The following is a 21,498-nucleotide window of genomic DNA, read 5'->3' as shown; positions in this document are numbered from 1 at the left end:
AAAATTTTAAAATATTTATAATCTTTTTAACCCATTTCATTTTAACATCACTCATGATATATTTCATTATATATTTGCAGTTTATGGATATTTTGTAAAAAGGAGGTATCATCTTGAAAGTAGTAGCTGAGAATCGTATGAAAGGAATGATAATGGCAATTATAGGTGCTGGTTTATGGGGGGTATCAGGTACCGTTGCTCAACAGCTTTTCCAACAGCTAAACATTTCTACAGAATGGCTCGTTACCGTCCGACTATTGATTTCAGGTATTATCCTGCTGCTCCTTTCATCGTGCAGTCCCAATAGAGATCAAATATTTGGTATATGGAAGCATAAAAGCGAATCAATCAAAATACTTTTGTTCGGGATATTAGGCATGTTAGGAGTTCAGTACACCTATTTTGCCTCGATTAACGTGGGAAATGCGGCTGTAGCAACCTTATTACAGTACTTAGCGCCTATCTTTATCACTCTCTATCTTATTATAAAATGTAAAAATATTCCAACAAAAATTGATGCTGTTGCTATTTTTTTAGCCTTATTAGGAACCTTTTTATTGCTCACCAATGGATCAACCGATAATTTAACAGTGCCCATGTCGGCGATTATTTGGGGCGTTTTATCTGGCTTATCCTTAGCATTCTATACCCTTTATTCAAAGGGCTTATTGCAAAAATGGGCTTCTTCCATAGTAGTTGGCTGGGGTATGATTATCGGTGGAATTGGTTTAATCTTATTACACTTTATCTCCACGAAAGAAATGATAGATCTAACACGCATTGATAATTTAACATTAGAAGCTTTTTTATTAATAGGATTTGTTGTTATTTTTGGTACATTAATTGCTTTTTATCTCTATCTGGAGAGCATCAGATATATTACTCCAAAAGAAACCAGCTTACTAGGGTGTACAGAGCCGCTGGCAGCTATTATTACGTCCGTTTTATTTTTACAAGTTCCATTTGGATTCTTCCAATCTGTAGGGACCTTATCTGTTCTGATCATGGTTTTCCTGTTAAGCCAAAAACCCTCTTCTTCAGAAAAACCATCTACTATAATTGAAGGCTAAAAAACACTGCTCCTCTATGAAAATAGTTTAGATTGAACCCAAGGTTATGCCCAGTTATTCACAAACATAAACAGCACATCTCCTCACAATACGTGAGGAATATGTGCTGTTTGATTGTAAGAATCCATTAAATGAATAGAGAATCACATTTTATTTAATCCCAGAAAAATCCATTCGAAAACTGAAAAATATTTACTTATTGCTCAGGATGTTTCTTTTTTTGTTCTTCCCTTCTCTGGTCACTTGTTATGATAAAAAAAGCTCCAACTACAAAAATCACACATCCAAGTAAAACCACATCCACAATAAATTCTGTGTAAAGCATCCTGTCATCCTTTCTTTTGTCACAAGCTACCGCTCCCCTTCTCTTGATTTATACGACTTGTTTAAACAGATTAGAACGAGAGTTATTCTTGATAAGAAGCATGTCTAGAGCACATTAAAACGAGTCGTAGCCATCAGAAACGGTTACAATAGAAAAAGAACATGATTTAGGAAATACAAGGAGGGCAATCATGCGCTTACAGGGTAAACAAGTAGTATGTTATGTGGAAGATGAATTTGAAGACTTAGAACTATGGTATCCCGTTTATCGATTACGTGAAGAAGGGGCTACTGTTCACTTAGTAGGACCAGAAGCGAATAAAAAATATATAGGTAAATACGGTGTTCCTTGCACCTCTGATAAATCAATCTCCGAGGTGAAGGCATCAGACTACGATGCTGTACTCGTGCCAGGAGGCTGGGCACCAGATAAATTGCGTCGTTATCCAGAGATCATTTCCTTCATTCAGCAAATGGATCAGGCCAAAAAGCCAATAGGTCACATTTGCCATGCAGGATGGGTATTAATCTCAGCCAAAATTCTCAAGGGTGTAACAACTACTTCTACTCCAGGGATTAAGGATGATATTGAAAATGCCGGGGCCATTTGGGTTGACGAAGAGGTAGTTGTGGATGGACACATCGTAGGGTCTCGTCGTCCGCCAGACCTACCTGCTTATGCCAAAGCGTTTGCTGATCTATTAGCAAAATAGCGGGTAGTCCTATCTATAACATCTACGAAAACGTATAAGCGGAAATAGGATGTGATTCCTATCTCCGCTTTTTTTGAAGGGCTATGGGAAGCTTCCTCTCCAAGTGCCCACAAAAAAACCAGCAAGGAACGGGTCCTATGCTGGTTTTTTATTCATCTAGTTTTTTGCTAATTCCTACTTATTTCTCTAGCAATCTCATCTTCTGCAACAACGCTAAAATCTTACCCGACTTAGGCAAAAATTGAATATCATCTTTTGTAATTCCGCCAAATTTAATCAGTGAAATTCCATAGACAAGAACTCCTAATCCTACAGAAGCAAGAGATACGAACGTATATAACAAACGTCCCTTCCCAATTACAGTAGGTAATACCGCCATAAGTCCAAAGGCAACAACAGCTACAATGATTCCCATCATCAGCACAGCCAGCACCGATCGACCATATTTCTGCTTATCCTGCTGAGTCACCTGTGTTAATCTTCCAATAGCGCGCAGGTTTAAAACCGTTGAGACTAAATAAGCAAGCACCGTGCCGATCGCTGCCCCTGCAACGCCCAGAAGAGGCAATAGAATCAAGTTAGCTACAAATTTTACAAGTACCCCAATTAATAAGTACTTAGGTGGCAAATTTACCTTTCCCATCCCTTGCAGGATACCTGAAGACACGATACCAAGCGTCGAGAAAAGAATAGCAAAAGCATTGACGGCAAGTGCCAGCGTTCCGTTTTCATCGCCAAAAAGCATAATATTAATTGGTTTTGCTAAGATAGCCAAGCCTATTGTAGCAGCCGCTCCTAAGAGAAAAGTCAGCCGAATTGCTGTTTGTGTGCGATAGTGGATAAGATCATCCTGTTTTCGAACAATGGCTTCACTGATTGATGGAACAATAGCAAGTGATAGAGATGTAGCAAAGAATGTTCCAAACTGCAATAATGGCTGAGAGCGATCAAAGGCACCTTTTAATAGGATAGCCGTCTCGTTATCCATTCCGGTGTACACCAGCATATTAATTATTGTAAAGCTATCGGCAAGCGGTATTAACGGTAATACCAGTGAAGCTAAACAGATTGGGATCGCATACATGATAATCCGTTTAAAAACCGCTCCGTCTGATAAGCTTTCCGCCTGATCTCCTGCTTGATTTGGGAGAGCTAGTATGGCACGTTTTTGTTTTCGATAGAAATAGCCTAATACCAACAGAGCAATAATGGCGCCTGGGGTTGCTGCAAACACGGCAATTGTACCGGCCAAATAAGGATCATCATAGAGCTTCATCACAATATAAGCTCCCACAATGATAATAATGACGCGGAAGAATTGCTCTGTCACCTGAGATACGGCCGTTGGTAGCATGTTTTGGTGACCTTGGAAATACCCGCGTGTATTAGCTATTAGTGGCACCAATACCAATGAAACTGAAATAGCTCGTAGCGGATTGGTCAAATTAGGGTCGCCGATCAAATTCGCAATCATTGGCGCGGTGATAAAGGTTAGTAAAAAGAAAACAACCCCTAAAATCCCCAAAGTAAGTGATGAAATCCGAAAAATTTGTTGCACACTCTTGCTATCTCCTACTGCATAACGATCTGCAATCATTTTGGAGATGGCTAGAGGGAAGCCCGCTGTAGCCAAGGCAATTAGAGTGGTGTAGAGCGGATACACGGTACCGTACACATGCATACCGATATCCCCTGTAATATTTTGATAAGGAATTTTATAGGCAGCACCTAAAACCTTTGAAATTAACCCTGCAATCGCCAGAATCGCTGCTGCCTTTATAAAATGATTGGCTCCTTTGGCCGTATTGTTCATATGCTTTATCCTTTCTATCTAAATAGCAAGTCTATTGGGTATTATATCAAATTCTCAACAAGGAGCAGTAAAAAAGCGATGATTCTTATGGAACCATCGCTAACTTATCATAATTTAAAACAACATATGTGCTATACCAGCAATAATCGGTAATGTAATTAAGGTCCGTAATAGGAAAATCAGGAGAAGATCTTTGAGCGTAACAGGCAATCTGGAACCTAGTAATAGACCACCTACCTCAGACATATAGATCAGTTGAGTAACTGAAATACAAGCAATCACAAATCTAGTCAGCTCACTAGAAATACCACTGGCAAGTACCGTTGGCAGGAACATATCGGCAAAACCAGCAACTAATGTCTGCGAAGCTGCTTGCGCTTCAGGTATTTGCAATAACTCTAGCAACGGAGTAAATGGCAAGCCTAGCCATGCGAAAATAGGGGTTTGATCCGCAATGATCAGCGCAATGGTTCCGACAGCCATAATGATTGGTGTAACACCGAGCCACAAATCCAATACATTCTGTGAGCCTTCTCTTAAAAAAGCAAAGAAGCTGTTATTTTGTTCAGCTCGCTTTACTGCTAGTCTCAATCCCTTTCGCACTAACGATTGTTCTTGTTCCTCATCCTCTTTATGCGGTACTACACCTTCATGATACGTATCGGCTTTACGAGACAATGGCGGTATGCGAGGCATAATAATAGCCGCAACGAGTCCTGCAAAAGTAACGGTCAGATAAAACGGTACAAACATATGCGCAAGATTTACTTGAGATAACACAACAAAGCAAAACGTAATCGATACCGCCGAAAATGTTGTACTAATAACGGCAGCCTCACGTTTTGTATAAAATCCTTGCTCATATTGCTTGCTAGTCAGCAATACTCCGATTGTCCCATCCCCAAGCCAGGAAGTAATGCAATTGACAGAGGATCGTCCGGGTAGCTTGAATAAAGGTCGCATTACTTTTAAACATAACGTACCACAAAATTCTAATAGCCCAAAATTCATTAAGAGAGGCATGAATAGGCCAGCGAATAAAAACACGGTAACTAGTAACGGCAATAATTTGTATAAAAGCATACCACCAGTGCTTTCAGACCAAATCCATTCTGGGCCTATTTGAAATAATGTGCAAATAGCCAAAAGCATACCGACCACTCGCATCACGAGCCAAAATGGAGAAACTCGGCATAAGGTCGTCCAAAAAGAGGTTTTAGTAGTCAAAGCCGCTGGACGAAATAGCTTGGCCCACAAGCTCAAAAGCGCAGTCGTACTAATAAAAATGGTTACTAGCTGTGGTAAAATAAACGCAAATTGCTCCTGTAATAATTGGGATAATAATGCTATTGGAATCGTAACCTGTCCATCAATAGAAATCGGGGTAATAAATAATAACACCCCGATGATAGAAGGTAGTAAAAAGCGCATAAGCTGCTTACATGTAGTTATATGAACATAAGTCTCTTTTTTAACTGTCTGCATGGCTCTCCTCAAAAGTTTGTCATATTGCATACAAACAAATAATTATTCAACGATATACATCTTAATACATTCGCTCACGCTACTCAACCTATAAAAAATGTTAGGACTCTAAAAAAGTCAAAAATCTTTGTTGAAAAAGAGCTAATTCCTCATAAAATATCCCGTGTCCGCTCTGCTCAAATGGAAACAATTGCGATCCGTATATCCCTTGATGCATCACCAAAGCAAATTCATACGGGCATACCTGATCATGCTTTCCATGAAAAATTCCCGTTGGTACATGTATCTTGTCTAAGTCAGAACGTAAATCCTCATCTCGTAACGACATAGCTGTCATAGCTGTAGCATGGTTAGAAGCTGCCATACCCAGCCCCCAAAACCATAAACGAAGCTCGTCACTAACGGGCTGGTAGAAAAATATGTTTCCAAAATCTCGCATCATAGCCGGCCGATCCGTGTACGTTTTATAAATTAATTCGTCTACTTGCCGTTTGGTCATTCCATAGGGATAATTTTTTCGTTGTACAAAAGATGGCGCTGCTGCTGCTAACAAAGCCAGCTTTCCCACCTGGTACCCTTTATGTCGAGCCATATAGCGAATGGAAATTGCTCCCCCCATCGAATGTCCAACCAATGTAACGTTTTCCAAACACAGCGCATCCATTATGACGCGAATATCATCTGCTAGTCGATCGTAACAGTATCCTTGCCAAGGCCGATCCGAATCGCCAAACCCACGCAAATCTATCCCTACACAACGGTATCCATAGTTTGGTAGCCAGGTGGTTTGATACTCATACATCTGATGATTAACTGGCCATCCATGAATAAATACCACTGTTTTGTCGCCCTCTGGATACAAATCCTCTGCGTAAATATGCACACCTTCTTCTACCTCTATGCAAGCCATACCGTTCCCTCCCTTTTGTTGTATCATTCATTTGTATGTCATGTTTAAAGCGTTAAGAAGAAGGACAGCTTTGTTCCCTCAAAAACTTTTCATTAGCTCGTCACATTCAAAAAACCTCGACCAGAAATTCTCCGGTCGAGGTTTTTTGAATCTGTCGTTTCTAAAGAATGGAAATAATAGCTTAGTTGATACCAACCGCTTTGTAAGCATCTTTTACTGCTTGTACTTCAGCGGAATCAGCACCGTATAAATCTGTTGCTGCATTGATTGCTGCTTGACGCATTTGAGCAAAGTTAGAGGTTGACGTTAGATAAACCGTTAATGCACGATAGTAAATTTTTTCAGTTGCTTCGCGTCCTACTCCTTCAACCGTGACTCCATAATGAGTGCCACCTTCAGAAATCAGGTAGGCTGCTTTGTTATTGATACCGCTATTGGTATGAACGCCACCATTATCTTTAGTGCCTGTATATTTTTTGCTCATATGGTCAGGGTGATTATATTTAGCTGGGTCAGAGAGTGAGCGCAGTGCATCCCCAGGAATATCAGGAGTGTAAATATCTTCACCGATTTCCCAATCATCACGATCTACCATTGCACCAAAAATGTCCGAAATAGATTCATTCAATGCACCTGACTCATTTCTATAAATCAAGCCTGCTGTTCTTTCTGTTACAGCATGAGTTAATTCATGAGCAATTACGTCAAGGCCGCCCGATAAACTGATGAATTTTTTGCCGTCTCCATCGCCATACACCATCTCAGCACCATCCCAGAAGGCATTGTTATAGTCCGTAGAATAATGAACAATAGAATTAAGCTTGGCACCAGCATTATCAAAGCTATCACGATTAAATGTGTTTTTATAGTAGTCGTACACTTTGCCCGCATAAGCATGTGCATCAACTGCGGCTGGATCGTCGAATTTGTTATTTGTACTTGTTACTGGGTACATATAAGTGGTGCCATTACGCGCTGTATACGTTTCGACTCCTTTACCGCGAGTAGTGTCCTTCAAAGAATAGGTCCCGTTAGCATATGTGGTTGGGAATGTTTTCGTATCACCTAAAACCCCTTTACCTGTGCCTAATTCTTTTGGATCGGCTGAACCAGTATCATCTGCTTGTCCATCCAAGGATCGAACATCAACAGTTGAATCTACAGCTTCTCCTACTTTGATATTAGACTTATGCGCCTTTGTCACATGCTCCATAATGTTATATTTGTCTAAGACTTTTCCATTATGAGCATCGATTGCATAGAACCAACGGCCTGGTTCTGGTTCAAGGAAGGTAACCTCTGTTATATAGGCCAAAGAAACCTTATTCTCCTGAGGATAGATATATAAATCTGCCTCTGGGTCAACGCTAAATTCCGATACTTCCCCTACCTCCTTCTTCAAATCTTTTTTGATAGCTTTAATCGCATCATTTTCTTTTAATTTAGGCTTTGTTTTTACTTTTTTCAGAGACTCTGTAGGAACTACTTGTCCAAAGAAGGAGGTTACATCCCCGTCTTCATTTAGATGCACAGTCTGATCTGAGCCGTACACTGGAACCCCTTTATATACCTCACGTAGACGGTAATGAGTTGTGTCAGTGTCTGTATCCTCTATTTCGTTTAGCAATTCAAACTGATTCTCTACCTCGCCTTGTACTTTAAGTACATCACTCTTGTCGGATAAATATTTCCAAACAATCTCTTGCTTTTTGACTTTCTTAGGTGCTTTCCATGTCTCACTCATGTAAGAAGGAGTTTCCCAGTCGCTATTATACATAACATTACTTTTTGCGAATGCTGGAAGTCCGCCTCCCAATAAGCTTGACCCTAACAAAATAGTAGCAATAATACTAGATGAGACCTGATGTTTTTTCAAAATAATTCCTCCATTCCCAATAAGATTTTCAAGTACATCCTCATTTTTAAATATTTCGAAAATATTGTCAACTTATTTTTTTACATTTTCCATCATTTTTTTATTTTGTTCTTTATAAATAGACATAAATTAACAGTATAAATAATAATCTATAAATGTGATGAATAATTCGAAAATAGGCAAACCTAGTCACATTGGATAAAAATAACTATTACTAGATTTCATGAACATCAAAAAAAGCAACTCTCCAGTCTGATGACCGGAAAGTTGCCCCTTTTACTATCTTTTCACTTTACTATTTTACTTCAACGACGCGACCTTCAACTTTAGGTGCAATCACTTTGCGCTCTTTGAATGCATCCTCCATGATGCTGTAAAGAGTGAAGCCTGTATCAAATGCTGGTTTTTTCAGTGTTGAGTACCCGTCGCCGCCAGTTGCAATGAAATCATTTGTTGCGATACGATATGTTTTCTTCAAATCGATTGGGTTACCTGCTACCTTAACTTCCACAAGGCGTTGACCTGCAGGTTTTGTCGGATTGTAGGAGAAGGACATACCGCTGATGTGTGGGAAACGACCTGCACCTTTCTCTACTTCACTTACACCTACTTCCATTGCTTTAACGATCTCATCCCCCGTTGCCTCGATAATGACGAGTGTGTTCGGGAACGGTAGCAATGTGTACAAATCTTTCTTAGTGATATCACCCGCTGGTAATTGGGTACGGATTCCTCCACCGTTTGTAATGGCGATATCCGCTTCATGTCCTTTGATGGACTGTGTTTTTTCACGCATTACATCTGCAATTAAGTTACCGATGTTTGTTTCTTGTTTACGAACCAATTCACGATCGCCATCAAGAGGTACTTCAGCTTTTGCAATTACCACTTTCATAGCGTTATCTACTTTATTTACTACGTCTTTTACCAGTTTCTCTACTTCTGGATCAGGTTTTACATTTTTATCATATTCAACTAAGCCACCGCTGAAGCCTACGAGCTTGTTCTTGTAGTAGAACAGATCAGCACGACCTAATGATTTACCGTATTCCCAGTCCTGAACGATGTAGGTGCCATTTACTCTTTCAGGTTGTCGTAATGGTGTATGAGAGTGGCCACCTACGATAAGGTCAATACCATCAACTGCTTTTGCTACTTCACGGTCGACATCAATACCTATATGGGAAACTACAACAACATGATCTACTTCCTTCTTCAACTCAGGTACCATTTTCTTGGCAACTTCTACTGGTGATTTGAAGGTTAATCCCTTTACATTGTCAGGATGAGTCAGGATTGGCGTATCTTCAGCTACAAAGCCAAGGAAAGCAAATTTTTTGCCATTAATTTCCGTTTTGTATACCGGAACTAAAAGATTAGTGCCATCCTCTTTAACTACATTGGCATTAATGACTGGGTATTTCAATTGATCACGCAATTTCAACAGTTGCTCATAGCCAAAGTCAAATTCATGGTTACCAGCTGCCATCGTATTATAATTTAAGTGATTAAGGATCGGAAGAACAGACTCACCTTTAAACTGGTTTACAAAGATTGTCCCTTGGAATGTATCACCAGCATCTAGCAATAAGAAGTTTTTGTTTTCTTCACGCCATTCCTTAATTAGGGTAGACATTTTGGCATACCCAAACTCTTTTCCGCTTTCATTCTCGTCGATGTGACCATGTACGTCATTTGTATGAGCAATCGTTACATGAGTTGTAATGGCATCACCTACTGCTTGTAGGAAATCGCCGCGAGTAAGCGTAGCTTTTTTGTCTACTTTCAAGTCATAGCCTAGTTTTTTAGCAATTGCGATCGCTTTGTCAGAAGAAACGTTTACTGCTGGTGTTTTTACTTCTGCTGCCGTTAATGCACCTTGTTTTTCCAACCATTGCAAAGCAGGAGTAGCCCAATGTGCTTTACCTTGCGCAGCTCCCAAGGTAACACCTTTTACTTTTGTCATGGTTACTGCTACTTCCGCCAATGTAATATTTCTGTCCAAAGACAAATCAGAGATAATCTTCTGTTCCTTCATCCAATTTGCATGTGTAACTGGTTGAAGAGGTGCCGCAAAAGCGCTTGTTGCGAATAAAGAAGAAGCTAGTAAGCCTGTTAAGAGGGAATATCCAGTAATACTTTTTTTCATGTATTGAGTCTCCTCCCAAAAATAAATATAATGTCGTAGCTATTATACCAAGTTTTTTTGCTTTCCCCTATCTTTTTGTCGCAAAATTGGTAATGTAAGCGGGTATATTCAGAGTTTTTCCGTACGTTTATGTAAAGACTCAATCATATCTTCCATTTTTTCTTGAATCTGTCTTTTTATTCGTGCGAAGGGAATTCTCATTAAACGATTTTCTCCCCTATGCTTCCATAGTACAAATGTCTCCCCGCGGTCCTCCTCTATGGCAAGCATTCTTACATCTATTTTTCGTAGGTCTTTCGCAACGGCCTTTTCCATCCCATAAGCTACTTCGCAAAGGAAGGAGAGCAAATGCCCATACGCCATCCCAAGCTTTAAAGAAGAATTGATTAGCAGCTCTGTATCTCGTTTTAAATACTTTCCTGCCTCTTTCCATATAACATAAGCAAAAATTTGTTCTTGAATTTCCATTTATTATCACCTATTATTAAATGAGATCATATGTTCTTATATTATGAAGGATAGAGGTATTTTCATGCAACAAAAAACCAATACGATTGAAATCCACAGGCCTCAATTGTACTGGTCATATATCCATCTTTTGTTCTCTCTTATATCGGGTTGGCATATGGAAGTTTAGTCCCGGCTATGGTTTATTGCAATTATTCCTTTACCATGATCGTTTTCAACATAGCCCAGATTTTCGGAAGAATAACAGTATTTTCTGTTTCGTTAGGAGCAAATACCGTAAATCTGAACCATCTGCTATCTATTTTTGTAACGATAATTTCTTTATGATCGTTTTTCGTATCCACCCCGAGATGAAGGGCTGTTTTTTGCAAAAAAGGATCTGTTTCCTGCTCTTTTTTCAGATTCCGTACATTTCCTAAATCACTTAATTCAACTTCCATTAGCTTCTTTTGTGTAGCTAGATCTACCTTATCCGGCATTTGCTCAATCCGGACAGCATACCGGTCATTCTTCTCATAGAAGAGCATATCCTTCCCCGGCTCTTCGCCAGTGGCTGTAAAGTCAGGTAAATAATAAAGGAAATATCCTAAGTGACTTTCAAAAAGCTGCGCCTGCTCACTCACTTTTTTACCATCTATCGTGTAAGTCAATTCTCTGGTTTGAGCTGGCGGTTGGCCCTTGCTACTAGCTGGATTGTTAGGTTGAGGTATCTGTTTCGTATGATCTTTGTTTTCTTCCAAGACAGTAGCTGTCGCTCCTGAGTTGACTATTTGGCCTGATTTTTCAGAGTCAGGAGTAGCTTGAACACCATTCCCACAACCTGCCAATAATATTGCAATGATAGGTAAGACGATTATTCGTTTGCGCAGTCGATTATTACATACCATATTACACTCCCCCTTGTTCGGAAATCATCATTCGCCTAATTGCTAAGCTAGGCAAAATGGTTTCGTTCCAATCAAAAGCTGTACTGCCTCTCTACTACTATATGAATTAAGGGGGTAGAGTATTCATAGTTTTATGAAAAAGTTGAGAGAATAGGGCTACATTTTCTTTACTAGCATAAAAGAAAAAGACCGAGCAAGTTGCCTATTGCCCAGTCTTTGTCCTGTTTTCAGCTATTTTAAAACTCAAGGAGGGTTATCTTTCATTCATTTTATTTAATAGCACCAGATTTTGACGTAGTAAGGCTTTCACTTTGTCAGAAGAAACAGGCTCCTGAAACAGATAGCCCTGATATTCATCACAGCGGTGCTTGCTTAAATAATCTAGTTCTTCCTGAGTTTCGACTCCTTTGGCCAATACTGTCCAATTGAGGTTTTGAGCTAGTGCAATCACAGATAAAACCACGGCCTGATTTTTATCCTCATACGGCAGCTCATAGATAAAGCGGCGATCAATATTAATTCGGTCAATTGGCAAATGAATCAACTGTTGCAAACTATGCAAATCACTGCCAAATTGCTCAAGGCATACTTGTACACCTAGCTCCTTTACCTGATGTACAAGCTCATATCCTCGCTTGTTATTTAATAGCATACTCTCAGTCAGCTCAAGCTCTAAATATTCTGCCTGTAATCCTGTTTCTTTTAAAATGGCAGCAATCATATCAATAAAGTCATGCTTCCAAATTTGACTATTCGCCAGATTAATCGAAATTCGTACGGGAGGATATCCCTGCTGTTGCCATTCTACTGTCTGTTTACAAGCAGTACGTAATACCCATTCACCAATAGGGATAATCAATCCTGTCTGTTCTGCTAACGGTAGAAACTCATCAGGCACAATCAAGCCTTTCATCGGATGTTCCCACCGTATCAAAGCTTCCATCGCTACAATTCGTTGTGTCTCAATAGAAACCTTTGGCTGATAATATAACCGTAGCTCATGATTTTTCATCGCTCGTTGTAATTCGCTGGCTACATGTAATCGTTCAAAATCTATATCATTCATTATGGGAGAAAAAAGTTTATAATGGCTGCCATTTCGGCTTTTTGCGTGGAACATTGCAGTATCTGCTTGTTTGATAAGAGCTTGTAAATCTTGACCATCGTCTGGATAATGGGCAATCCCAATACTCGCTGTTACATGCACTTCATGACCTTTAATCAAGCAAGGCTGTTCAATGGCTTGAATAATTTTATCTGAGATAAGGAAAAGTTCATCTTGCATAATACTAGGTAATAATAAAATAAATCCATCTCCGTCTAACCGCGATACTGTATCACACTCACGTACACAGGATTTTAGACGGTTCGCTACCGTAATCAACGCTAAATCACCAAATTGATGACCTAAAGAATGATTGATTCCTTGAAGGCTATTTATATCTAAAAACAGTATAGCTAGTTTCTCAAGTGGTTTTGGACTTCTCGCCGTTTGCAGCGCTTCTTGAAATTTAATTTCTAGCAAACGTCGATTAGGTAAGTCGGTGAGGATATCGTAATATGCCATATGGTAAAGCTGTTCCTCCACCTTTTTTTGATCAGTATAATCACGTATCATCAGAATGCCTCCTAGAACACGTTTTCTCCTGATCAACGGCAGGAATGTTATATTCACGTGTAAAAAACGATGGCTATTTTCAACTAAAGTAACATTAGCATTCAGGGTTTCACCTTGGAACAATCGATGTAAATACTTTCGTATAGCGGGTATTTCTTTTTGGCCTACATAGTCCATAAATGTTCTGCTTGAACATCCAGCTCCTGTAGAATCTTCACCGATCAAATTTCTCCAGGCAGGATTCACTTCTAAGATCTCTCTATTCGTGTTAAGAAGCAGGCAAGCATCACTATTTGTTTCCCAAAACATTTGGCTACGATTCGCTTTTTTCCAAATACTTCTTTTCTCGATGTCTAAATTCCCCTGTTTGCGTAACAGTACGACGGTCCCTACAATAAGCAGGGTTACCCCCATCCCGACAAAAAAAGAGAGGATGAGCGAATTCATCATTTCTGAAACGTCGTTCATTGCAACTTCTCCTTCTGTCGTAACCTTCATTTTTTCTCCATCCATCCTGCTTTCCACAATACCCCATCTTCTCTCAATATAAAAGGGTCGGAGTGACTATGATTTAAAAATGTTACTAGGCTTTTCCCCTTCTTTGTGACTAGTACCGTTCCCTCTGGTTTAAGCATAAAAAAGCCTGAAGCAATGCCTCAGGTTGTCAAGATCATTTGCTTTGCTAAGCCTCCCTTTTCCAAGCAATCTGTATCCAGCTTGGTAGGTATCTTCCGTAATAGCCACTGGAAACTGTTACGCCTTTAAGAAGCTCATGTTCTTTTCCCGTACTGAGATCTTTTACAAATAGCGAACCGTTAACATGAGTTTGCAAACGAACATATGCTACCTGACGACCTGTTGGTGCCAAAGAATAGGAACTGTCCGCTGTTGCTGATGAGCCAGCCGTAATAGCTTTAGCCTGATCTGCCTGATCTAGTTGCCAGATTCGTTGACCTGGTACTAAGGGAAGATTCTCCATTTGGGTTGGCCACGGTGCTTCCTGTCCACGTAAAAATAGAAGTGGAGCATCTGCTTTTGAGCCAAACGCGGGCAAGGAATCCACTTTATCCGTTTGACCTTTGCTATACACCTGTTTATTTAGCGTCTCCCATATTCCTAATTTTTTCTCATAGGTAGCCATACGATCGACTCCATTTATAAAGGCAAGCTTAGTACTATCTTTGGACCAGGTCAGCCACTCTGGATAAGCTAAACCCACACCTATTTGAAAGGTTTTTTGTGAGTGAATTTGTAACACTTTAATGGGGACTCCATCTGCTGATAACGAAGCAGAATTAGGTTTTTCAAAATAGGCAAGATAGGCACCGTTCGGCGACCACACTAATCCAGTAGCATCACGGGCATAGATTCCTTCAACAGTAGATGTCATTTGGCTGTATAGGGTTCGTGAAGTACCATCTAAGAAAACCTGATTAATATGTAGATTTTCAGTTTTCGTTGGTGGAAAGGATACGGCAAGACTTTTTCCATCGGGATACTAGGAGTAATCAGATACCTCATTTACGTCATTCTGCTGAAAAATGCTCTGTACCCTCTCTACCCCCTTTGGAGTAATCCGAGCAACTATTCCTTCTTCCTTTGAATTTTCTCTTGTCTGATAAGCCAGCATATTTTCTGTAGGCGACCATTTAGGAGTACCTGTAATTTCTCTTTGATCTACCTGATATTTCTTGCTGCCATCTGCCTTCGAAATCCATAAATACCACGGACCTGAATAGCTCTTTGGATCGGGACTTTGTAAATATGCAATCCACTCTTTATTAGCTGACCAATCGACAATCTGCACCTTGCCATTTGTCGCTATAGGGATCGGTTGGCTATCCTGCTTGGATGCATCCCACAACAAGACCGTATGTTCATTTTGCAAGGCTACATAAAAAGGAAAGGTTTGCGTAGACACTCTGGTAGGAATCTCTACATCAGATGTTTGTTGATCAGATATTTGCTTGTTTGAGGATTGTGTTGTTTCTTTGTTTGCAAATACGCTTGATTGAAATCCGCTTGCTTCTGCGGTAACTCCTCCTAGGCTAACACTTGCCAGTAGTAAGTAGCCTGCAAGCAACAAAACCCTTGTGCATGTTCCTCTTTTCTGCAAGCTGTTTTCTCCTTTCATTATTATTTTTTTAAAAAATCATTCTTTCTCATTTGTACCATTATTTTACTTTACATTCATAATTTATTATCCTACATTTAAGTTCTGGATTTTTCAACCAACATTTTCCACATTTTTTCGGTTAGTCACTTTCCACTCACAAATAATCAAACAGATGCAGTCAATGATGAATGTACATCCCCCCTTTTTTGGAGATTATGGCGATTAAAAAGAGGGGCTGCACTGAGCTTTATTTTTATATCGAAACGGTTGGCAAAATAATTCGGACTGTCGTTCCCTTACCTAGTTCGCTTTCAATCTGTATTTCTCCATTATGATTTTCAATAATTTTGTAGCTAACCATTAAGCCTAGTCCAGTTCCTTTTTCTTTGGTAGTAAAGAATGGCTCGCCAACTCTTGCTAGTTTATCCTGAGGAATTCCCTTTCCTTGATCTGTAATCTCTATAGCAATTTTTCCTGATGCCTTTCTACTAACATGCACGTCAACACTGCCACCAGTCGGCATGGACTCAATGGCGTTTTTTAACACGTTAATTAATACTTGCTTTAGCTGATTTTCCACACAATGAATCTTTGGTAAAGGCGTTGGAATTACCGGGATAATATCTACTTGGTTCATCAAGGCATGTGTTTCGATTAGCATTAATACATCATTGAGAATAATTCCAATATCCTCTGTCTGAAAGCTAAGGGCATGTGGTTTGGATAATAACAGCAATTCCGTAATAATCAATTCAATGCGATCAAACTCGCCCATCATAATCTGAAAATACTTCTCATTCCCCTGCCCATCTGCCATCATTAATTGTATGAAGCCCTTTAGCGCTGTTAATGGATTGCGAATCTCATGAGCAATCCCAGCAGCCAGTTGGCCAACGGCAGATAGCATTTCGGATTTACGTAACAACTCTTCCGCTTTTTTCTGTTGGGTAATATCCTCACTAATTTTAAGGAAATGAATGATTTCCCCTTCTTCATTTTTAATGGGCAAGAATGCTGTTCGTTCCCAAAAGGCCTCATCATTCTTGCGTTTGCTTTGTAATTCACCATACCAATTTCTCCCCTTGGTTAGGGTCTGGATTATTTCTTCTTGAATGTTCTCCTCATAATCCTCATGATTTTCAATAAGATTAAGCTTTTGACCGATCACTTCTTCTCCTGTGTAGCCTGTCTTTGCGGTAAAAGATGGGTTAATATACTGAATTTCACCGTCAAGGCCTGTAATAATAATGCTATTGGGGATTTGATGAATCGCATAGGAGAGCTTCTGTAGCTCTTTGTTGGCCATTTTTAATTCCGTAATATCTACAAACGTAATGACTACACCCTTAATAACATTATCCTGTGTCCGATAGGGCAAAATCTCCATGCTATACCATTGACCATGTGAGCTTTGAATCTCTTTTTCCAACGGCATTACGCTATGTAAGACGTGCTCAGCATCTTCTACCAAATTGTTATACTTCAATTGATGTGTTATATGACTAATCGGACGATTGATATCCATGTCCATTAGATTAATAAGGGTGGTTACTGCTGGTGTAAATCGGCGTACGCACATATTTCTGTCCAAAAATATCGTCCCGATTTTCGTGCTGAGCAGAAAATTATCTATGTCATTATTTAAATCAAGCAGTTCTTGTATTTTGGCTTGATGTTCAGCGTTAACGGTAATTAATTCTTCGTTAATAGATTGGAGTTCTTCATTAGTGGATTGGAGTTCCTCATTTGCAGCAATTAATTCTTCATTGGTAGATTGTAGCTCTTCATTCGAGGTTTCTAGTTCTTCGATCGTTGCCTGTAGACTTTCCTGCGCATATTGTAGTTCTAGCTCCAGCTCGCGAATTCGTTGTGTGGTCGTACTTTGAGCATGAAAACTCTGCTGCGCATCTTCCGGATATTTATCAGGTTTTGCTTCATCTTTAAAGGTAATCATCATATATTGCCCGTTATATTTATGGGGAGCAAAATTGGTAATGCTAAGTGTTATGAATTCAGAAAGGTCAGCCCCCTCTTTTACTTTTACATTGGTAAAGGTAATCTCTTTATTTTCCTTCCTGACTTTATGCATCGCTGAGCCAATTGCTACTGATAAGGATGGCGAAACTAGCTTAAAAATATTTAGTGTAATTTTGCCGCGTGGTAAGGCTAGATACTTATTAACAGGACCTGAAGTATGAACGATATCATAGTTTCGATCAACAATCACACATGCTGGCAAATATTCCTCTATGATCGTAGCATATATATCGTCTAGCTTATTCGTTCCCGAAATCATTTCTCTTTCCCCTATTTTCACCGGGCTGGACTGTAGAACTGGACGTCCGCTTTCTTTATCAATACGGATCGTATGATTGGGAGTGTTTTGATTCGATTTCCGAATGGTGAAAATATTCCATTTACGATTGAGAGGAACATATAGATTCGCTAGCTTTCCGATACTTTCACTTGGTCCTAAAAATAAATATCCCTTAGGATGCAAAGAAAAATGAAACAAGCTCAGTACCCTTTTTTGCACATCTGGTTGAAAATAAATCAACATGTTTCGGCATGTGATAAAATCCATATTGACAAAAGGTGGGTCTTTTATAATATTATGTGGGGCAAAAACGATCATTCTCCGGATATTTTTAATGATGTGATAGGCGTCACCCTGTTTCTCAAAATACCGATCTAACAAATCTTTCGAAATATCCTTCTCAATGGAGGCGGGGTAAACACCCTGAGCAGCGTAGTTTATTGCTTCTTTGTCTAAATCGGTAGCAAAGATTCGAACATCAAGTGTAATTTCTTTTTTACATAAATATTCATCAAACAACATAGCAAGTGAATAGGCCTCTTCTCCCGTGGAGCATCCCGCTACCCAAATACGCACATGCTGCTCACCATTTGCTTGTTTATTTTCGATTATTTTGGGGATTACATTTGCTTTTACGATGTTAAACGCTTCTTGATCTCGAAAGAAATGGGTGACATTAATCAGCATATCTTTTTGTAAGGCTCCCTGCTCCTCTTGTGTTTCTTCTAAATACTGAAGGTACTCTTCTAAGGATTGCTTGTTATTTATTTTCATTCGCCGTTCAATCCGCCGGGTGATACCATCACGTTTATACCCAGTAAAGTCGACTCCGTTATCCCTTGTAAGCAGGGTGAGTATGTCTTTCACTCGATCCTTTGCAATATTTTTCTCCTCTTCTCTTTCATCAAGGACATAACGTTTTACGTACTGTACTAGATACTCTCCTAATTGAAAAGGAGCACAGATAAAATCTACTATTCCCGTAGAGAGCGCACTTCTTGGCATACCATCAAACTTGGCCGATTCGCCATCCTGTACCATAACCATTCCTCCATATTCATGGATAGCCTTTATTCCATTGGAACCATCTGTCCCGGTTCCCGAAAGAATGATGGCGATAGCACGTTGCTTTTTCTCAGTGGCCAAGGATTCCAAAAAGGCATCTATAGGTAAATGAATCCCGGACACTTCAGGATACGTAGTTAAAGAAAAATGACCATTGATAAGTTGAATATAGTTCTTAGGCGGATTTAAATAGATGAAGTTGGGCTCGATTTTCATACCATCGGTCACTTGCTTTATCCTAAGGGATGTGTGTTTTTCCAACAATTCAGCCATAAAGCTTTTATAATGTGGTGATAAATGTTGGACAATAACAAATGCCATGTTTGAAGCCTCTGGTAAATGATCAAAGAATTCCTGTAACGCCTCTAGTCCCCCAGCAGATGCACCAATCCCTACTACTGCAAATTCTTCTGTATTCTGCTTGTTCGTTTCATTTCTTTGGATAGAATCTTCTTCTCGATTGGACATCTAAAATCACCTTTCCTTGCAAAAATACTGTGACAAGCGTTTTTCCGGCGACTATTACCTAATGAATAGATGGAGAAAAGCGCAGTCGAGCCTAAAAACGAGGGAGACACTTCCAAAGTTTTTTCATAAAAATTACCAAAATACACTACTACAAGTTTAGCAGAACATCTAAAAACATAATATATTGTTTTCAAATTATGACATGCGAAATACCCTTCCTATCTACGAGAAGGAAGGACCAATTGTTCAAAAATTAGTAATGAAATTTTGTATATGATCTATTGACTATACCCAAATATTACCATATACTACATAAACAAACACTAATTTACTGTATATTTGTAATGTTTGTTATATATTATCTAAGAAAGGGGAATTACTCACAAAAAAGTAGTCAAAAGTAACATTTTATCCTGCTATGTAAAGAACTAAAAGCTGTCACTTTCTTTTATTGATCTATAACCTAAAATAGTTTGCAAGAAATCGTACACTGCTAGATAGGGATACCTACTTAGAGTGCTCTTCATTATGGAATTGATTCCTAATCTATCGAAAAATAAAAAGGAGGTCATTTCGTGCAATACCGCCAACTATTCGAAAAATATCAAGAGATTCGTTCTCTTACTCAAGATTATCAAGCATGGATGAATTCCTCGATTGGTGGAGACCTATGGATTGATGGCTTGCAAGTTTTTTTGACGATAGAGCCTGCTGATTTTGAGTCTGCCTATAAACAATTTGTTGAAAATTATACATACGATTCACATTCTTTTATGCGATGTTTAACTTCCCTACATCAATTCACTGTTGGTTGTGCTAAAGAAAGTGAATTTGAGTTATACAAAGCACTCGCTTTGGGGATGACCTGGCTCTCTTTCTATCCTCATTATCAGAGTGATTTTTTTAATCTTTCTGGTCGTATTACCAATCATTCGATTGCTTTACTACTAAGCCCTACCTATCAGGCTATGTGGATTACCGGTTACAACGAAGGACTTACTCTGTACATTGCAGACAAAGCCAACTCCCATCTCTCTCTTTTCCGACCTGAGAATGATCTAATTTATCAGAATCATCAATATTTTCTCCAAATGAACTACGTCAATTTTCCTTATCAAAGTTATTTTCATGAAATGGCTCACATTCTGTTTTGTTATAACCTTTACACGCACGTCTTAGCTAATGAAAATGAAAGAAATAACTATCTTTCCTACGTGGAAGAGGGGATTGTTACTCTTGAAAAAAAGGTACTTTCCGAATTAATTGCTGTAAGAGATAACCTACATGTGATTCATGATGGATTTAATGGTTCCAGCTCCCCCGAATTCAGAGAATATAACCTTAGTGTTATACGTGGAGATGTTTCTTCGATATCCGCTAGCTCTCTAAAATGGTTCACAAAGGCTTACATGCAAGTAGGAACAGAAAATAATGACACACCAAATAACGCAAACTCTACTAACCAACTACTAGTATCTAGTCATCCGCTTACAGAAGAAAAAACATTTTCTATGATACCTCCTTGCCTACCGCATATAGAAAATAACAAGCAGCACTGTCGATGGACAATTCGAAATGGGGCATATAATCATATTCCAGCCTATCGAGAAGTCATTGAATTAATGGCACCAGATTTGAATGATTTTGCAAAAGTACAAGAAGCTCTGCATCCAAGCACATATACTGCCTCACAGATATCCAAAGACTTACCAGAGCCAGATTCAGACCAGCGGGAACAGAAAAAGCAATTATGGCGTTGGCGAGAAGCATATGCTCGTTTGGCTGAAATTCGCGGGTATATTGAAATGGAAGCCCCCCTCACAGATGCGATACCAGACATTCAACGTCGATTACTGATCGTGGCGAAACGAAATGCTCATTATTTGAATACGTATTCCACAAAGGATAAATTATCGAAAAACCATACAAGTGAAATCATGTCTGTAGAAAATATGCGTAAAGAAATTCGCATTATTCTGTGTGGATTACGCCATACAGCTACTCGGGAATTGCTGTTATCCATGTTCGACGAGCCATTTATGCATGTGCTAGAAACAAGCTGATATTTTTAGTAAAACGATAATTATTTATGTGAAAGGACTTTTTCTCTTCCTAGCGAAAAAGTCCTTTCACATGCTGTTGGTAACTCATGTACGTACTGTTCCTATTTTCTGTTTTTATCTAAAAGGGCGAGCCCATCAGGCAAGACTTCCATTATG

General features: G+C 39.2%; 15 protein-coding genes. 3 read left to right on the top strand and 12 right to left on the bottom strand.

Features of this window, described 5'->3' with window-relative positions; translation table 11 throughout:
• The first annotated feature begins 137 nt into the window (after nucleotides 1–137).
• On the top strand, nucleotides 138–1,070 hold the full coding sequence (locus O0550_RS00575) for a DMT family transporter (protein WP_258425593.1): 933 nt from the start codon (nucleotides 138–140) through the stop codon (nucleotides 1,068–1,070).
• A gap of 196 nt (nucleotides 1,071–1,266) precedes the next feature.
• Here O0550_RS00575 and O0550_RS00570 read toward each other — a convergent pair whose 3' ends face one another.
• Entirely contained in the window at nucleotides 1,267–1,395 is a 129-nt protein-coding gene (locus tag O0550_RS00570) for a hypothetical protein (RefSeq protein ID WP_003335328.1), read from the bottom strand.
• A 190-nt stretch (nucleotides 1,396–1,585) separates the two neighbouring features.
• Here O0550_RS00570 and O0550_RS00565 point away from each other — a divergent pair, with 190 nt between their 5' ends.
• On the top strand, nucleotides 1,586–2,107 hold the full coding sequence (locus O0550_RS00565) for a type 1 glutamine amidotransferase domain-containing protein (protein ID WP_003335329.1): 522 nt from the start codon (nucleotides 1,586–1,588) through the stop codon (nucleotides 2,105–2,107).
• A 178-nt stretch (nucleotides 2,108–2,285) separates the two neighbouring features.
• Here the strand turns inward: O0550_RS00565 and O0550_RS00560 are convergent, their stop codons facing one another.
• The 11 genes from O0550_RS00560 to O0550_RS00510 all read right to left on the bottom strand — a co-directional run bounded on the left by O0550_RS00560 (nucleotide 2,286) and on the right by O0550_RS00510 (nucleotide 19,279).
• Entirely contained in the window at nucleotides 2,286–3,920 is a 1,635-nt protein-coding gene (locus tag O0550_RS00560; protein ID WP_258425436.1) for a putative polysaccharide biosynthesis protein, read from the bottom strand.
• 114 nt (nucleotides 3,921–4,034) lie between these two features.
• Entirely contained in the window at nucleotides 4,035–5,405 is a 1,371-nt protein-coding gene (locus O0550_RS00555) for a YjiH family protein (protein WP_163246365.1), read from the bottom strand.
• A 100-nt stretch (nucleotides 5,406–5,505) separates the two neighbouring features.
• Nucleotides 5,506–6,315, bottom strand: a complete 810-nt coding sequence (locus tag O0550_RS00550) for an alpha/beta fold hydrolase (protein WP_003335332.1) — start codon at nucleotides 6,313–6,315, stop codon at nucleotides 5,506–5,508.
• Nucleotides 6,316–6,496: 181 nt separating this feature from the next.
• A complete protein-coding gene (locus tag O0550_RS00545; protein WP_258425435.1) occupies nucleotides 6,497–8,191 on the bottom strand; it encodes a M4 family metallopeptidase in 1,695 nt (564 codons plus the stop codon).
• A 295-nt stretch (nucleotides 8,192–8,486) separates the two neighbouring features.
• Nucleotides 8,487–10,340: a bifunctional metallophosphatase/5'-nucleotidase gene (locus tag O0550_RS00540; RefSeq protein WP_258425434.1), complete on the bottom strand. Its 1,854-nt coding sequence runs from the start codon at nucleotides 10,338–10,340 to the stop codon at nucleotides 8,487–8,489.
• A 108-nt stretch (nucleotides 10,341–10,448) separates the two neighbouring features.
• Nucleotides 10,449–10,808 (bottom strand): YhjD family protein, encoded by a 360-nt coding sequence (locus O0550_RS00535; protein ID WP_003335335.1) that lies wholly within the window; start codon nucleotides 10,806–10,808, stop codon nucleotides 10,449–10,451.
• A 191-nt stretch (nucleotides 10,809–10,999) separates the two neighbouring features.
• Nucleotides 11,000–11,695, bottom strand: coding sequence for a hypothetical protein (locus tag O0550_RS00530; protein WP_003339210.1), 696 nt, complete (start codon nucleotides 11,693–11,695; stop codon nucleotides 11,000–11,002).
• A gap of 253 nt (nucleotides 11,696–11,948) precedes the next feature.
• Nucleotides 11,949–13,781 (bottom strand): putative bifunctional diguanylate cyclase/phosphodiesterase, encoded by a 1,833-nt coding sequence (locus tag O0550_RS00525; protein ID WP_003339211.1) that lies wholly within the window; start codon nucleotides 13,779–13,781, stop codon nucleotides 11,949–11,951.
• A gap of 214 nt (nucleotides 13,782–13,995) precedes the next feature.
• Entirely contained in the window at nucleotides 13,996–14,703 is a 708-nt protein-coding gene (locus O0550_RS00520) for a hypothetical protein (RefSeq protein ID WP_258425433.1), read from the bottom strand.
• 108 nt (nucleotides 14,704–14,811) lie between these two features.
• Nucleotides 14,812–15,429 carry a TolB-like translocation protein gene (locus tag O0550_RS00515; RefSeq protein WP_258425432.1) on the bottom strand — a complete coding sequence of 206 codons (618 nt, stop codon included), beginning with the start codon at nucleotides 15,427–15,429 and terminating at the stop codon, nucleotides 14,812–14,814.
• Nucleotides 15,430–15,682: 253 nt separating this feature from the next.
• The gene (locus O0550_RS00510; protein WP_258425431.1) at nucleotides 15,683–19,279 is read right to left on the bottom strand and encodes a CheR family methyltransferase; all 3,597 of its coding nucleotides are present in this window, start codon (nucleotides 19,277–19,279) and stop codon (nucleotides 15,683–15,685) included.
• 575 nt (nucleotides 19,280–19,854) lie between these two features.
• Between O0550_RS00510 and O0550_RS00505 the strand changes: the two genes are divergently transcribed.
• Nucleotides 19,855–21,342 (top strand): hypothetical protein, encoded by a 1,488-nt coding sequence (locus O0550_RS00505; protein ID WP_258425430.1) that lies wholly within the window; start codon nucleotides 19,855–19,857, stop codon nucleotides 21,340–21,342.
• Nucleotides 21,343–21,498: the final 156 nt, after the last annotated feature.

The sequence above is a fragment of the Brevibacillus halotolerans genome (assembly GCF_026891775.1).
In the GTDB taxonomy this organism is placed as follows: domain Bacteria; phylum Bacillota; class Bacilli; order Brevibacillales; family Brevibacillaceae; genus Brevibacillus_B; species Brevibacillus_B halotolerans.
Note: the sequence above shows the minus strand (reverse complement) of the source record. Positions and strands in the feature narration are given on the sequence as shown.

What these genes read in the sequence shown, in the direction of transcription:
- O0550_RS00575 (WP_258425593.1), top strand. Translation starts at nt 138, where the DNA reads ATGAAAGGAATGATAATGGCAATTATAGGTGCTGGTTTATGGGGGGTA.
- O0550_RS00570 (WP_003335328.1), bottom strand. Translation starts at nt 1,395, where the DNA reads ATGCTTTACACAGAATTTATTGTGGATGTGGTTTTACTTGGATGTGTG.
- O0550_RS00565 (WP_003335329.1), top strand. Translation starts at nt 1,586, where the DNA reads ATGCGCTTACAGGGTAAACAAGTAGTATGTTATGTGGAAGATGAATTT.
- O0550_RS00560 (WP_258425436.1), bottom strand. Translation starts at nt 3,920, where the DNA reads ATGAACAATACGGCCAAAGGAGCCAATCATTTTATAAAGGCAGCAGCG.
- O0550_RS00555 (WP_163246365.1), bottom strand. Translation starts at nt 5,405, where the DNA reads ATGCAGACAGTTAAAAAAGAGACTTATGTTCATATAACTACATGTAAG.
- O0550_RS00550 (WP_003335332.1), bottom strand. Translation starts at nt 6,315, where the DNA reads ATGGCTTGCATAGAGGTAGAAGAAGGTGTGCATATTTACGCAGAGGAT.
- O0550_RS00540 (WP_258425434.1), bottom strand. Translation starts at nt 10,340, where the DNA reads ATGAAAAAAAGTATTACTGGATATTCCCTCTTAACAGGCTTACTAGCT.
- O0550_RS00535 (WP_003335335.1), bottom strand. Translation starts at nt 10,808, where the DNA reads ATGGAAATTCAAGAACAAATTTTTGCTTATGTTATATGGAAAGAGGCA.
- O0550_RS00530 (WP_003339210.1), bottom strand. Translation starts at nt 11,695, where the DNA reads ATGGTATGTAATAATCGACTGCGCAAACGAATAATCGTCTTACCTATC.
- O0550_RS00525 (WP_003339211.1), bottom strand. Translation starts at nt 13,781, where the DNA reads ATGAACGACGTTTCAGAAATGATGAATTCGCTCATCCTCTCTTTTTTT.
- O0550_RS00520 (WP_258425433.1), bottom strand. Translation starts at nt 14,703, where the DNA reads ATGACATCTACTGTTGAAGGAATCTATGCCCGTGATGCTACTGGATTA.
- O0550_RS00510 (WP_258425431.1), bottom strand. Translation starts at nt 19,279, where the DNA reads ATGTCCAATCGAGAAGAAGATTCTATCCAAAGAAATGAAACGAACAAG.